The sequence below is a fragment of the Duganella aceris genome (assembly GCF_011090165.1).
In the GTDB taxonomy this organism is placed as follows: domain Bacteria; phylum Pseudomonadota; class Gammaproteobacteria; order Burkholderiales; family Burkholderiaceae_D; genus Rugamonas; species Rugamonas aceris.
Map to the genome: position 1 here is coordinate 290234 of NZ_JAADJT010000006.1, position 13504 is coordinate 303737.

10 protein-coding genes and 1 riboswitch are annotated in these 13504 nt (G+C 66.1%); of the genes, 7 read left to right on the plus strand and 3 right to left on the minus strand.

The window, feature by feature from the left end:
- The first annotated feature begins 19 nt into the window (after window positions 1–19).
- From GW587_RS15150 to GW587_RS15175, 6 genes are all read left to right on the plus strand, one after another.
- Window positions 20–2575, plus strand: a complete 2556-nt coding sequence (locus GW587_RS15150; RefSeq protein ID WP_166104478.1) for a chemotaxis protein CheB — start codon at window positions 20–22, stop codon at window positions 2573–2575.
- A gap of 2 nt (window positions 2576–2577) precedes the next feature.
- Window positions 2578–4332: a sensor histidine kinase gene (locus GW587_RS15155; protein ID WP_166104481.1), complete on the plus strand. Its 1755-nt coding sequence runs from the start codon at window positions 2578–2580 to the stop codon at window positions 4330–4332.
- Window positions 4333–4401: 69 nt separating this feature from the next.
- Complete coding sequence (locus tag GW587_RS15160; RefSeq protein WP_166104485.1) at window positions 4402–6543, plus strand: S46 family peptidase; 2142 nt, start codon at window positions 4402–4404, stop codon at window positions 6541–6543.
- A complete protein-coding gene (pnuC, locus tag GW587_RS15165) occupies window positions 6543–7217 on the plus strand; it encodes a nicotinamide riboside transporter PnuC (RefSeq protein ID WP_229259462.1) in 675 nt (224 codons plus the stop codon). The genes GW587_RS15160 and pnuC overlap by 1 nt, the downstream gene beginning before the upstream one ends.
- Window positions 7214–7735: an AAA family ATPase gene (locus GW587_RS15170; protein WP_166104486.1), complete on the plus strand. Its 522-nt coding sequence runs from the start codon at window positions 7214–7216 to the stop codon at window positions 7733–7735. The genes pnuC and GW587_RS15170 overlap by 4 nt, the downstream gene beginning before the upstream one ends.
- Window positions 7736–7745: 10 nt before the next feature.
- The gene (locus GW587_RS15175; RefSeq protein WP_166104489.1) at window positions 7746–8477 is read left to right on the plus strand and encodes a hypothetical protein; all 732 of its coding nucleotides are present in this window, start codon (window positions 7746–7748) and stop codon (window positions 8475–8477) included.
- Here the strand turns inward: GW587_RS15175 and GW587_RS15180 are convergent.
- Window positions 8474–10612 (minus strand): TonB-dependent siderophore receptor, encoded by a 2139-nt coding sequence (locus tag GW587_RS15180; RefSeq protein ID WP_166104491.1) that lies wholly within the window; start codon window positions 10610–10612, stop codon window positions 8474–8476. The two genes, GW587_RS15175 and GW587_RS15180, sit on opposite strands and share 4 nt — an antisense overlap.
- 56 nt (window positions 10613–10668) lie before the next feature.
- Window positions 10669–10766, minus strand: a riboswitch (TPP riboswitch).
- Window positions 10767–10879: 113 nt separating this feature from the next.
- Between GW587_RS15180 and GW587_RS15185 the strand changes: the two genes are divergently transcribed.
- Complete coding sequence (locus GW587_RS15185; RefSeq protein ID WP_166104493.1) at window positions 10880–11368, plus strand: Imm26 family immunity protein; 489 nt, start codon at window positions 10880–10882, stop codon at window positions 11366–11368.
- 7 nt (window positions 11369–11375) lie between these two features.
- On the opposite strand, the gene GW587_RS15190 is transcribed toward GW587_RS15185, so the two are convergent.
- Together GW587_RS15190 and GW587_RS15195 are read right to left on the minus strand one after the other, a co-directional pair.
- Window positions 11376–12128, minus strand: a complete 753-nt coding sequence (locus GW587_RS15190) for a hypothetical protein (protein ID WP_166104495.1) — start codon at window positions 12126–12128, stop codon at window positions 11376–11378.
- Window positions 12128–13495, minus strand: coding sequence for a sensor histidine kinase family protein (locus GW587_RS15195; RefSeq protein WP_166104497.1), 1368 nt, complete (start codon window positions 13493–13495; stop codon window positions 12128–12130). The genes GW587_RS15190 and GW587_RS15195 overlap by 1 nt, the downstream gene beginning before the upstream one ends.
- Window positions 13496–13504: the final 9 nt, after the last annotated feature.

A 13504-nucleotide genomic window follows, 5' to 3' on the forward strand; every position in this document is an offset into this window, starting at 1 on the left:
GGTTGGTAGCCGTGCCACGATGACCATACGAAGCGCCAACGCCGTTGTTACCGCCGATGCGGCCATTCCCGTCGTCGGCATCGGCGCGTCCGCCGGCGGTCTCGATCCCATCTGCGAACTGCTGGCCGGCGTGCCGCCCGCCAGCGGCGCCGCCTACGTGGTGGTGCAGCACCTCGACCCGACCCACAAGGCGCTGCTGCCGGAACTGCTGCAACGCGTGACCAGCATGAAGGTCAGCGAGGTCACGGACGGCATGACGCTCGAAGCCGACCATGTCTATGTGATCCCGCCCAATCACGATCTGAGTCTGGAGGACCGCCGCTTCGTGCTGCAACCGCCGGCCGGCCTGCGCGGCCACCGGCTGCCGATCGACCATTTCTTTCTGTCGCTGGCCGAGCATTGCCGCGAGTATGCGGTCGGCATCGTCCTGTCCGGCATGGGCGGGGACGGCACGCTGGGCTTGAAGGGGATCCGCGAGAACGGCGGGCTGGCGATGGCGCAGTTGCCGGCGTCGGCCAAATTCGATCCGATGCCGCTCAGCGCCATCGCCGCCGACGTGGTCGACGTGGTCGCGCTGCCGGCCGAGATGCCGGCGCGGGTCTATAGCTGGCGCATGCTGCGCAAATCCAGCCTGCCGGAGCAGGCGGTGGTGCAGCGCGACGCCTTGCAGCAGCTGTACGCGCTGCTACTCAAGCAGACCGGCGCCAATTTCTCGGACTACAAGCTCAGCACCGTGCTGCGCCGCATCGACCGCCGCATGTCGGTGCGCCAATGCGCCACGCTGACCGGGTATGTCGATGTCATGCGCGAGAATCCGGCCGAGGTCGAGCTGCTGTTCAAGGAACTGCTGATCGGCGTGACCAATTTCTTCCGCGACCCCAAGGTGTGGGAGTACCTGATGGAGAGCGCGCTGCCGCAGTTGCTGGCGGCGCATCCGAATGGCGCCGCGTTCAAGGCCTGGGTGCCGGCCTGCTCGACCGGCGAGGAGGCGTATTCGCTGGCGATCGCCTTCAACGAGGTGCTGGAGCAGCTGCGCCCCGATGCGCAGTACACCTTGCAGATCTTCGCCACCGACCTGGACGACGACGCCATCGCCCGTGCGCGCCAGGGCCTGTTCGGCGCCGGCATCGCGGCCGACGTCGGCACCGAGCGTCTGCAGCGCTATTTCATGCCGGCCGAGAACGGCGGCTACCGGATCCGCAAGGATGTCCGCAACACCATCATCTTCGCGCGCCAAAACATCATCTCGGACCCGCCGTTCACCAAGCTGGATATACTGTGCTGTCGCAATCTGCTGATATACTTTACTTCAAAGCTGCAGGAACAACTGATCCCGTTGTTCCATTATGCGTTGAAGAGCGAGGGCATGTTGATGCTGGGCAGCGCCGATACGCCAGGGCAATTCAACGAACTGTTTGCGCCGATGCATGGCGCGGGCCGCATCTACCGCCGGCTGGACGCTTCCATCCACCGGGTAGCCAATTATTTTCCGACGCGCGCCGCCAGCGTGTCGGCTACTTTCAGCAGCGAGCCTAGCCAACCATCCATGAACGGTAATCTTCAAACCCAGGTCGAGCAGCTGCTGCTTGAGAAGCATACGCCGGCGGCGGTGCTGCTCAACGTGCACGGCGACATCCTGTACATCCACGGCCGCACCGGCGCCTTCCTGGAACCCGCCGCCGGCAAGGCCAACTGGAATATCCATGCGATGGCGCGCGACAACCTGCGCCACGAGCTGGCCGACCTGCTCAAGCGCGCGGTGCAGGAGGGCGGCGGCATCGGCCTGCGCGGCCTGATCGTGCGCGACGCGGCCGGCAAACCGTCGCAGGCGCTGGACCTGACGGCCGAGGCGATGCCGGAGGGCGGCCCGCTGTCGGGCACGGTGTTGCTGACGTTTGCCGTGGCGCCGCTGCCGTCCGAGAAAAAACGCACGCGCTCCAGCAATCCCTATCAGCTGGAGCTGGAGCAGCAGCTGGCGCAGGCGCGGCTGGAGATCCAGGCGGTGCGCGACGAGATGCAGGCGTCGCGCGAGGAGCTCAAGTCGGCCAACGAGGAACTGCAATCGACCAACGAGGAGCTGCAGTCGACCAACGAGGAGCTGACCACCTCCAAGGAGGAGATGCAGTCGCTCAACGAGGAACTGTATACCGTCAACGCCGAGCTGCAATCCAAGGTCGACGACCTGTCGCTGGTCAACGGCGACATGAAGAATCTGCTCAACAGCACCGACGTCGCCACCATCTTCCTCGACAGCGAACTGCGGATCCGCCGCTTCACCGACAAGGCCAAGCAGATCTACAAGCTGATCCCCGGCGACGTCAACCGGCCGCTGAGCGACATCACCAACGACCTGGTTTATCCGGAACTGGAGCAGGACGCGCAGGAGGTGCTGCGCACGCTGGTGTTCTCCGAGCGGCAGATCGAAACCCGCAACGAGCGCTGGTTCACGGTGCGCATCATGCCTTACCGGACGGTGGAAAACGTCATCGACGGTGTGGTGGTCACCTTCATCAACATCACCGAATCGAAGCAGCTGGAAGCGCGGTTGCGCTCGATCCAGGGAGAGGCAAACTAGTCATGGCCACCCGACCGCGTCCCGAGCTCGATCCCGACAAGCTGCGCGACGCGGCCGAGCAAACCGTGAGCGCGTTGTCGGTGACCGGCATCACGCCGCCGCGCGGCGCCAGCAGCGACACGCTGAAGCAATGGCACGAGCTGCAGGTGAGCCAGATCGAGCTGGGGATGCAGAACCTGGCGCTGTCGGAACTGCAGGAGGAGCGCGACCTGGCCGAGGCGGGGCGCGACCGCTACGCCATCCTGTACGAGCATGCGCCGGCCGGCTATGTGTCGCTGGACGTGGAGGGCCGCATCACGCGCGCCAACCACGCCGCCGCCGAGCTGCTGGGCGGGCGGCGCAACGAATTGCAGGGCAAGCGCTTCGAGCAGTTCGTGGCGCCGAACGCGCAGTCGACGCTGCGCCGCTTCCTGGCCGAGCTGCTGGCCAGCGGCCGCCGCGCGGTGCTGGAGGTGCCGCTGTTCGACCGCAGCATCGGCGACGGCGCCGCCGCGCTGCGCCAGGTCCACATCGAAGCCAATCTCGACGCGGCGGCGCTGAAGTGCCGGATGATCCTGACCGACATGGGCACGCCGCACATGCGCGAGGCGGCGCGCCGGCGCGCCTTCCAGGTGCTCGACAACATCAACGAGGGGGTGCTGGTGTGCGACATCGACCAGCACATCGTCGCCGTCAATCCCGCCTTCACCCGGCTGACCGGCTATCCGGTGGAGGAGGCGCTGGGCCGCAATCCGCGCTTCCTCGGCCGGCGCGAGGCGCATCCGGTCGGCTATCACGCCGAGGCGATGCGCTGCCTGCGCAGCTACGGCAAGTGGCAGGGCGAAATCTACAACCGCCGCCGCGACGGCACGCCGTATGTGGCCTCGATGTCGCTGACGGTGGTGCGCGACGATGATGGCCGGATCAGCTACTACATCGGGGTGTTTTCCGACATCACGGCGCGGCTGCAGGCGGATTCCGACCTGCTGCAGCTGTCGCGCGAGCTCGATGCGCGGGTGGTCAAGCGCACCGCCGAACTGACCGAGGCCAACCGCCTGCTGACGCTGGAGGTGGCCGAGCGCAAGCGCGCCGAGGCCGCGCTGAATGAATCGCGCGAGCAGCTGTCCAAGCTGGCCGAGCACCTGGAGACGGTCAAGGAGGCCGAGCGCACCCGCATCGCGCGCGACATCCACGACGAGCTGGGACAGAACCTGATGGCGCTGCGGATCGACGTCAGCATGCTGCGCGACCGCACCGCCGCGCGTCACCCGCTGCTGCACCAGCGCATCGGCACCGCGCTGGAGAACGTCGACACCACCATCCGCAGCGTGCGCGGCATCATGAACGAGCTGCGGCCGGCGGTGCTGGACCTGGGCCTGCCGGCGGCGATGGAATGGCAGGTCGGCGAGTTCCAGAAGCGCAGCGGCCTGGCCTGCACGCTGGCGCTGCCCGACGAGGCGGACGTGGCGGCGCTGCCGGAGGGGATGGAGATCGTGCTGTTCCGCGGCCTGCAGGAGGCGCTGGCCAATGTGCGGCGCCACGCCAGCGCCACGCGGGCCGACGTCAGCCTGGCGCTGCACGACGGCCATCTGACCTTCACCGTCGCCGACAACGGCATCGGCATCGCGCCGCGCCATCGCGGCAAGGCCGATTCCTTCGGCTTGATCGGCATGCAGCAGCGCGCCGCCTCGCTGGGCGGCACGCTGGCGATCGAACCGTTCGAACCAGGGCAGGGCTGTACCTTGACGATGATGTTCGAGCTCCACGATTGCACATAGCCAAAAATCATTTTCAGCCCCGCACATAAGGAATATACTGCCGCTGGAACTTATTCAGGGGCATTCAACGTGTTAAAAAGACTAGCAATTCCGGCGCTGCTGCTCGCCGCCGCGACCGCGCAGGCCGACGAAGGCCAATGGCAACCGTACCAGCTGCCGCAGCTGAAATCCGAACTGAAACGCATCGGCATCACCATCCCGGCCGAAAAGCTGGCGGATCTGTCGAGGCATCCGATGAGCGCCATCGTCTCGCTGGGCGGCTGCTCGGCGTCCTTCGTCTCGGACGCCGGCCTGGTGGTCACCAACCACCACTGCGCCTACGGCGCGATCCAGCGCAACTCGACCCCTGAACACAACTACATCGCCAACGGCTTCCTGGCCAAGACCCGCGCCGAGGAACTGGCCGGCGGCCCGAACACGCTGGTCTACGTCACCGACAAGGTGGAAAACGTCACCAGCCGGGTGCTGAAGCAGACCACGCCGGCGATGAGCGGCAAGCAGCGCAACGAAGCGGTGGAGAAGGCCGTCAAGGCGCTGATCGCCGAATGCGAGAGCGACAAGATCTACCGCTGCTCGGTGCCGGCGTTCCATCGCGGCCTTGAGTACTACCGCATCCGCCAGATGATGATCCGCGACGTGCGCCTGGTGTACGCGCCGGCCAACGCGATCGGCGACTTCGGCGGCGACATCGACAACTACGAATGGCCGCGCCACGTCGGCGACTATTCCTTCCTGCGGGCCTATGTCGGCAAGGACGGCCGTCCGGCCGATCCGTCGCCGGACAACGTGCCTTACCATTCGAAGGACTTCCTGGTGGTGTCGGCGACGGGCCTGAAGAACGGCGATCCGGTGCTGCTGGCCGGCTACCCTGGCCGCACCAGCCGCTACAAGCTGCCATCGGAGATCCGCTATGCGCGCGACGCCGCCTACCCGGCCAAGGCGAGCGAGATCCAGTCCGACCTGGACGTGATCGCCGCGTCGACCAAGGACAGCGCCGCCTCGGCGGTGCGCTACGCCAGCGTGGTCAAGAGCCTCAACAACGTGATGAAGAAGACGCGCGGCCTGATGGACGGCTTCGCGCGCAAGGACGTCGCCGCCATCAAGGACGTGCAGGACGCCGAATTCCGCGCCTGGTACGGCAAGCAGTCCGGCGTCTCGCCGACCATGCTGGCGGAACTGGATGCGGTGATCGCCGCCGACATCGCGCTGAGCGACGAGGAATTCGGCCTGAGCGTGGCCGGCACCGGCGACCTGCTGAAAAGCGGCGCCACCCTGTACCGTCTGGCGCAGGAAGGCGCCAAGCCGGACGCCGAACGTGAAACCGGCTACCAGCAGCGCGACCTGGCCTTCATCAAGGCGCGCCTGAACCGGCTGGAGCAGTCGTATGTGGGCGCGGTCGACCAGGCGCGCTTCACCGCCGCGCTGCAACGCTACGCCAGGCTGCCGAAATCGATGCACGTGACCGGCCTGGACGCGCTGCTGCCGGCGGTCGACGCCGTGCCGGCGCTGTACGCCCAGTCGCAGTTGGGCGACACCGCCAAGCGCATCGCCTGGGTGGGCAAGGACGCCGCCGCCATCGGCGCCTCGGACGACGCCTTCCTCAAGCTGGCGGTCAAGCTGGATGGCGTGACGCAGGCGCTGAAGGAACGCCGCAAGGAACTGGACGGCAACCTGGAACGGGTGATCCCGCAATACATGGCCGCCGTGATCGCGTGGAAGAAATCGCAGGGCAAGCCGGTCTACCCGGACGCGAATTCGACGCTGCGCGTCACCTACGGCACGGTGTCGCCGTACTCGCCGAAGGACGGCATCGTCAAGGGGCCGTTCACCACCATCGAAGGCATCGTCGAGAAGAACACCGGCAAGGAGCCGTTCAACGCGCCGGACAAGCTGCTGTCGGCGATCAAGGCCAAGCGCTACGGCCAGTTCAAGGATCCGGTGCTGGGCACGGTGCCGGTCGACTTCCTGACCAGCGCCGACACCACCGGCGGCAATTCCGGTTCCGCCGTGATGAACGGCAAGGGCGAGTTGATCGGCCTGAATTTCGATTCGACCTACGAGTCGATCACCAAGGACTGGTACTTCGACACCGACATCACCCGCGCCATCCATCTGGATATCCGTTATATGCTGTGGGTCATGGCGGAAGTCGACCACGCCGATAACCTGCTCAAAGAAATGACCATCAAGTATCCAGCGGCGAAGAAATAATGGACGGCCTGTCGGTTCTGATGGGCTACCTGAACCTGCCATTGCACCTGGCGGGCTTCGTCACGACCCCGTTGGAGCTGATGTCCTTCCTGCTGTCGGTGGCCACGGTGTGGCTGAACATCCGCCAGAGCCACTGGGCCTGGCTGTTCGCCATCATCTCGTCGGCCATGTACGGGCTGGTGTTCTACGGCTCGCGCCTGTACGGCGACATGGGTCTGCAGCTGGTGTTCATCACCGTCTCGTTCTGGGGCTGGTACCAGTGGCTGCATGGCGACGCCACCCACGACCGGCTGCCGGTCACCGCGCTGGACGCGCGCCGGCGCTGGATCGCCGTCGCCGGCTGGGCGGTCGGTTTCGTGCTGCTGGCCTGGTTCCTCAAGAACTGGACCGACACCGACGTTCCGCTGTCGGACGGCTTCCTGACCGCCGGCAGCCTGGTGGGCCAGCTGCTGTTGTCGCGTAAGAAGGTCGAGAACTGGCATGTATGGATCATCGTCGATGTGCTGTACGTGGCGCTGTACCTGCACAAGCATCTGATGCTGACGGCGATCCTGTACGCGGTGTTCGTCGGCATGGCGGTGATCGGGTTGCGCGCCTGGCAGCAGTCCGCGGGCACCGCCGGCGGCGAATCCGGCGATTCGGGCGGCACCGGCGGCCGCCTGGCGCTGGAATGAACGCGGCGCCGCTGCGAATCGCCATCGTCGGCGCCGCATCGTCCGGCAAGTCGACGCTGGCCGAAGGGCTGGCGCGGCGCCACCACACGCTGTGGGTGCCGGAATACCTGCGCGAGTTCGTCGACGTCGAAGGCCGGGTGCCGGTGGCCGGCGACCAGTTCCATATCGCCTCGACACAGCGCGCACGCGAAGACGCGGCCGCGCCGAACGCCGAACAGTATCTTTTCTGCGACACCACGCCGTTGATGACGGCGATCTACAGCCGGCTGTACTTCGGCGGCATCGACACGCAACTGGCGCCGCTGGCCGACGCCCATGCGCGCGACTACGCCCATACGCTGGTGACCGCGCCGGATATCCCCTGGGTGGCGGACGCGCAGCGCGAAAGCGCCGAAGTCTGCGCCATCGTCCACCGCATGCTGCTGGACGAACTGGCCGTGCGTGGGATACCCTATCTGTTGGTGTCGGGCGATCCCGGGCAGCGCCTGGCACTAGTGGAGCACCATTTATCTCGTTAAAAGGGCAGTTATGACAAAGCGCTTGGCCTGTACGATCCTTGCACTGATTCTTTCTTCCCCGGCCCTGGCCGATACCGGCTACTACCTGGTCACCACCTACGATGTGGAGGGCCAGGCATCCATCGATTACAAATACTGGCACGCGCAATACAAGGACCGCACCACCGCCTCGCCCGAGATCGGCGTCGGCTATGGCGTGACCTCGCGCTGGTACACCGAGGTCTATGAGCAGTGGTTCACACGAAACGGCGGCGGCACGCGCCGGGTGTCGACGGCTTGGCAGAACGACTACATGCTGACGCAGGGGCAGTACGCCTTCGACCTGGCGCTGCACACCAAGCTGGAACGGTCGCACGACCACGAGGACGGCTATATGCTGGAATGGGGGCCGGTGCTGCAAACCGAAATCGGCCGCACGCAGTTCAACGCCAACCTGTTCTTTCAGCGCGACTACCGTGTGGCGCCGGGCAACGGCGAGCATCCGATGGAGCTGACCTATCAGCTGCAGGTCAAGCATAACTGGAAGCCGTGGTTGCAGCCCGGCTTGCAGGCCTTCGGCGAGGTGGGGACGTGGAACGACTGGCTGCCGTACAAGCAGCAGTCGCATCGCGCCGGTCCGATGATCTACGGCCACCGCGACATCGGCAGGCAGGAAGTGAAGTACGAATTCGCCTATCTGATCGGCAGGAATTCGGCACGCGCAGCGAAGAGCTTCTCGATGCGCGTGCAATACATCTTTTAGAAGTCCAGCTGCGCCGAGATACGGAAGGTGCGTGAAGCACCCGGCATCAGGTAGCCGCCCAGGTCCGGCGTGACATCGCGCCAGTAGAACTTGTCCAGCGCGTTGTCCAGGCCCGCGCGGAAGGTGGCGCCCATGCCGCCGACGCGGGTGGCGTAGGAGGCGCTCAGGTTCAGCACATGGTAGCTCGGCACGAACACGGTGTTGGCCGCGTCGAAGGCTTTCTTGCCCGAGTACTGCCAGTTGGCGCCGACCTTCAGGCCCTGCACCTGCGGCAGCGCGTAGTCCGCATACACCGACGACTTGAACGCGGCGACGTCGGTGACCCGCTTGCCATCCAGCTCCGCGCTGCCGGTGTCGCTTTGCTGCGTATTGAGCGCGGTGGCCGAGACGCCCACCGTCAGGTCGCGTGTGGCGCGGCCGTTCAAGGCCAGTTCCAGGCCGCGATTCTGCGCTTCGCCGTTACGCACGTAGACGTTCTGCGCGTCGGTGTATTCCAGCCCTTTACGGATCTGGAACAGCGCCACGGTGGCGCTCAGGTCCTGGCGGATGTCGGCCTTGATGCCCAGCTCCACCTGTTTCGACTTGCCCGGCTCCAGCGCGCGGTGCTGGTTCCCGGTGCCCATCGGCGCCACGCCGCCATGCTCCAGGCCTTGCGCGTACGACGCGTACATCGAAACATTTGGACGCACGCTGTAGACCAGCGCCACGTTCGGCAGCCAGAAGCCGACGTCGGTGTGCGCGTATGGCAGCACCACGCCGTCGTCGTCGGCGCCGACGTATTCGTCGCGCCGGACCTGCACGTAGCGCGCGCCGGCGTGCAGCTTGAGTTGATCGTTCAGGTTCAGGATGTCCTGCGCGAACAGCGCGCGTTCGTTGTCGCGGCGGCGTTCCGAAGTCGGACCGCTGGTGCCGGGCGCGGGCGCGACGGCCACCGGATGATAGATGTTGCTGACGCCCGAATAGTCGTACAGGTAGTCGCCCCATTTCTCGCTGTTCTTGAACAGCGACGCGCCGCCGGTGAACTCATGCTTGAGCGAGCCGGTGGTGAAGCGGCCTTGCACCAGCGCCTGCACCGTCAGCGGCGATTTCTTCTCGCCCAGGCTGATGTAGTTGTAGACATCGTAGTCGCCGTTGCCGCAGTAGCCGGGGAACAGCTCTTGCGCGCTGCAACCGTAAGGGAAGGCGGTGTAGTCGTCGCGCTTGAAGCGGTGCTGGTTGGCGCTGACGGTGGTGCTCCAGTCGGACGAGAACTTGTATTCGAAGCGCGCGCCCAGGTTGCTGCTGGTGGTTTCCACCGGACGGCTCCACGGCTGGTCGTTGAGCATCACATCGGCGTCGACGTTGGGCAGCGTCAGATTGTTCAGCAGCTGGTAGCCGGGCGCGGTGGCTTGCGACTTGCGCTGGTAGTCGGCGTCGACCTGCAACAGCGCCTGCGGCGAGATGCGCCAGTCGAAGGCGGCCGAGACGAATTTTCGGTTGCCGTCCGCGCCCTTGATGTAGGAACGCAGCCGTTCGGCGGCGACGTTGACGCGGTAGCCGAAGCGCGTGTCCTCGAACCGGCCGCCGAGGTCGACGGCGCCGTACAGCGTGCCGCGTTCGCGTTCCTCCAGCACCACCGAACGCAGCGGCGTGTCGGTAGGGCGCTTGGTGACGTAGTTGACGATGCCGCCCGGTGCCGAGACGCCGGCTTGCAGGCCGGACAGGCCTTTCAGGACTTCCAGACGCTCTTTGTTTTCCAGCGGAATCTGCGTGTCGCCGGGAATGGCCATGCCGTCCTTGCGGTAGCTGGAGGCGTTGTCCAGCTTGAAGCCGCGGATGGAGAACTGCTCGGCGTAGCCGACCGCGTTGTACGAATCGCTGAGGCTGGCGTCGAACTTGGCGGCGTCGGTGGTGGAGCGGATTTGCAGGTCCAGCATCTGCTGCGCCGTCAGCACGCTGACCGAGGCCGGCGTTTCCAGCAGCGGTGCGTTGGAGAAACCGGCCACCGAAGCGTTGGCGGCGCGGGTCTTGGCGGCGGTGACGACGACTTCCGGCATCGGTTGGTCGGCGCCAGTCTCGTCGGCGGCTTGGGCGTGCGGGAACGCCTGGAGCATCGCCAGCGCGATGACGGTTACTGCGAAGTTTGGTGTGGGCATATCTGCTCTCTACTTATACGGTTGTGCGCCGCGAAAGAGAGCCATCAAAGGAGGGGAGAACCACATTTGCGCTTTCCTTCGCTGGCATTATCCAGATCAGGTACGAAGGGTATCTCTCACCCGGAACTACGTTCCAGGACCCCTAGCGAAGCCGCAGTGTAGCACACATCGCGCGCGCCGCCACGGCCCGCCGCCGCTTGCGAAGGCGTGCGCCGCGATCCGCGCCGCGCCGCTACACTGCTGCTTCGTGGTAGTGAAAGGATAGGAATGAGGCAGTCGTATCAAGAGGGAAGCTGGTTTGCCGTGCCGTTGCTGGACGGCGGCTATGGCTGGGGTTTGGTGGCGCGGATGACGCCGGGCAGCAAGATCATGCTCGCGTACCTGTTCGGTCCCAAGCTGGCGCGCCTGCCGTCGGTGGAAGAGTTGAACACCTTGCAGCCGCAGGACGCGGTCAAGATCTTGCGCTGCGGCGACATGGCCTTGGCCAGCGGCCACTGGCGCGTGCTGGGTGAAGTTGTCGAATGGAACCCGGCGCATTGGCCGGTGCCGCAGTTCCTGCGCCGCGCCGACGCCTTGCAGCGCGCCTGGCGCGTGACGTATTCCGATGCCGATCCGGGCCGCTCGGAGCGCGAGGAGTCCGTGCCCTACGATACGCAGGGGCTGGACGCGGATTCGCTGTACGGCTACGGTTCGGTGGAATTGCTGCTGACCAAGCTGCTGGAGCCTACCGACCACCCTATCAATCGCAAGGCCTGAACGGCGCCTATCCGGCGTTACAGCTGACGTTCCACGCCGTGTACTCGCCGCGATCCCTGCGCACGGCCACCTTGGCCACGGTATCGCGGTCGCTTTCGAACACCAGGCCGAACATCACCGGCGCGCCATCTCTCGGCGCCGATGGTTCGATCGCGACCAGGCGGAAGGTCAGCGCGCGCTGGCGCGCGCAGTCGGAACTGCCGGCGAACAACAGGCGCGCGCGCAGCAGCAGGTCGCGGTGCTGGCGCAGCAGCGCGGCGACGTCGGGCTTCGGCACGGCCGGGTGCATCAGCACCGGGTAGCGCGTGGCGGTGCAGACGACGTCGGGCCGCGTCAGCCACACATGCCATTCCGGCTCGGCCGCCGACGGCCCCCAACTTTTCGCCTTGCCATCGTAGATGAAACTGGAGCGCACTTGCCGGCATAGATCCGACGCGAAGTGGCGCGGCGCCGAATCGACGCGGGCGATCACCTGCCACGGCTCGCCGCGCCGGCGCGAGATGTCGAACGTCGGCGCGAACAAGGATGCGGCGCCGTTCAATCCGGCGGGCAGGCGCTCGCGGTAAAAGCTGTCGAAGGAGTCGCGTTCTTCCGGCGTGGCGTCGCGCTGCTGGACCGGCGCCGGCGCGGGCGCTTTTCCTGCCGTCGTTCCTCCGGCCGCCGCCTTCCCGGCGGGCGCGCCCTGGCCGACGGCCGCCGCATGGCCAGCGGCCAGTACGGCGGCGCCGAGCAGCAGGCGGCGTAATGTTCTGCCGGCCATCACAGTCCCTTCATCGCGATCTGGATCAGCAGCCCGCCGCCGTCGCGATTGCTGACATTCAATTCGGCGCCGTGGCGTTGCAGCACGCGCTCGACGATCGCCAGTCCCAGCCCGGCGCCGTTGGCCTGGCCGCGCGCCGTGTCCAGCCGCGTGAACGGCTTGAGCAGCTGGTCGATCTGGTCGTCCGGCACGCCGCTGCCGTGGTCCTGCACTTCGATCACCACCCGCTTGTTGGCGTGCGTGCCCTTGACGGCGCACTTGATGTCGATCTCGGTGGCGTCGCCGCCCGGCGTGCGGCCGTAGCGGCGCGCGTTCTCGATCAGGTTGTTGATCACCCGCTTCAGATCGGTGGCGTTGCCCATGACGTGGGCGTCGTCGGCGATGTCGGTGCTGACGCGCAATTCCGGTATCCGGCCCGCCTCGTGCGCCGTGTCGCGCAGCAGTTCGCTGACGTCGACGTTGACGAAGCTGGAGGCCTCGGTCGGCCGCGCGTAGTCGAGGAACTGGCCGATGATGGCGTCCATCTGGCCGATGTCGGACTGGATGCCTTCGCGCGCGTCGTTGGACAGGTTGGCCATCTCCACTTCCAGCTGCATGCGCGCCAGCGGCGTGCGCAGGTCGTGCGAGATGCCGGCCAGGATCACGGCGCGGTCGGATTCGACCTGTTGCAGATCATCGACCATCTGGTTGAAGCTGCGGTTGGCCTCCATGATTTCGATCGGGCCCTTTTCCGGCAACGGGTCCGGGCGCTTGCCCTGCGCGAAGGCGCGCGTGGCCTGCGTCAGGCGGCGCAGCGGCAGGTTGATCAGGCTGGAGATGAAGGCCGCGCCCAGCAGCGACACCACCGACACCACGCTGGCCCATCCCACCCACTGGATCCCGGTCAGGCCGCGGATGCGTTCGCGCTCCAGCATCAGCCAGTAGTCGTCGTCGTCGATCTTGAAGCTGACCCAGAAGCCGGAGACGCCGTTGACCTTGGACGAGAAGCGGGTATCCTCGCCCAGCTTGGCCTTGACCAGCTTTTCGATGTCGGGCATCAACGCGTTGTCGGCCGGCGGATCGACCAGGTCGTCGTCCTCCAGCGTCAGGACGCGGATGCCTTCGTTCGACACCAGGTCGAGCAGCAGCTCGCGCCGCAGTTCCGGCGCGGAGTGGGTCAGGGCGGCGTGGGTGATGGTGACCACCGAGATCACCTGCGACGAGATCTGCTGCACCTGCGGCTCGTGCTGCACCACGCTGATCATGCCGACCCAGGCGGTCATGCTGGTCGTGGTGAGGGCACCGAGCAGGAAAAAGGTGCGCCAGAACAAGCCGCTTTTCAGGCTGGCGATACGGAAGGAGAACGGCAACGGAAACGGAAACTTCATGCGCGCGTC

What these genes read in the sequence shown, in the direction of transcription:
- GW587_RS15150 (WP_166104478.1), top strand. Translation starts at nt 20, where the DNA reads ATGACCATACGAAGCGCCAACGCCGTTGTTACCGCCGATGCGGCCATT.
- GW587_RS15155 (WP_166104481.1), top strand. Translation starts at nt 2,578, where the DNA reads ATGGCCACCCGACCGCGTCCCGAGCTCGATCCCGACAAGCTGCGCGAC.
- pnuC (WP_229259462.1), top strand. Translation starts at nt 6,543, where the DNA reads ATGGACGGCCTGTCGGTTCTGATGGGCTACCTGAACCTGCCATTGCAC.
- GW587_RS15170 (WP_166104486.1), top strand. Translation starts at nt 7,214, where the DNA reads ATGAACGCGGCGCCGCTGCGAATCGCCATCGTCGGCGCCGCATCGTCC.
- GW587_RS15175 (WP_166104489.1), top strand. Translation starts at nt 7,746, where the DNA reads ATGACAAAGCGCTTGGCCTGTACGATCCTTGCACTGATTCTTTCTTCC.
- GW587_RS15180 (WP_166104491.1), bottom strand. Translation starts at nt 10,612, where the DNA reads ATGCCCACACCAAACTTCGCAGTAACCGTCATCGCGCTGGCGATGCTC.
- GW587_RS15185 (WP_166104493.1), top strand. Translation starts at nt 10,880, where the DNA reads ATGAGGCAGTCGTATCAAGAGGGAAGCTGGTTTGCCGTGCCGTTGCTG.
- GW587_RS15190 (WP_166104495.1), bottom strand. Translation starts at nt 12,128, where the DNA reads ATGGCCGGCAGAACATTACGCCGCCTGCTGCTCGGCGCCGCCGTACTG.
- GW587_RS15195 (WP_166104497.1), bottom strand. Translation starts at nt 13,495, where the DNA reads ATGAAGTTTCCGTTTCCGTTGCCGTTCTCCTTCCGTATCGCCAGCCTG.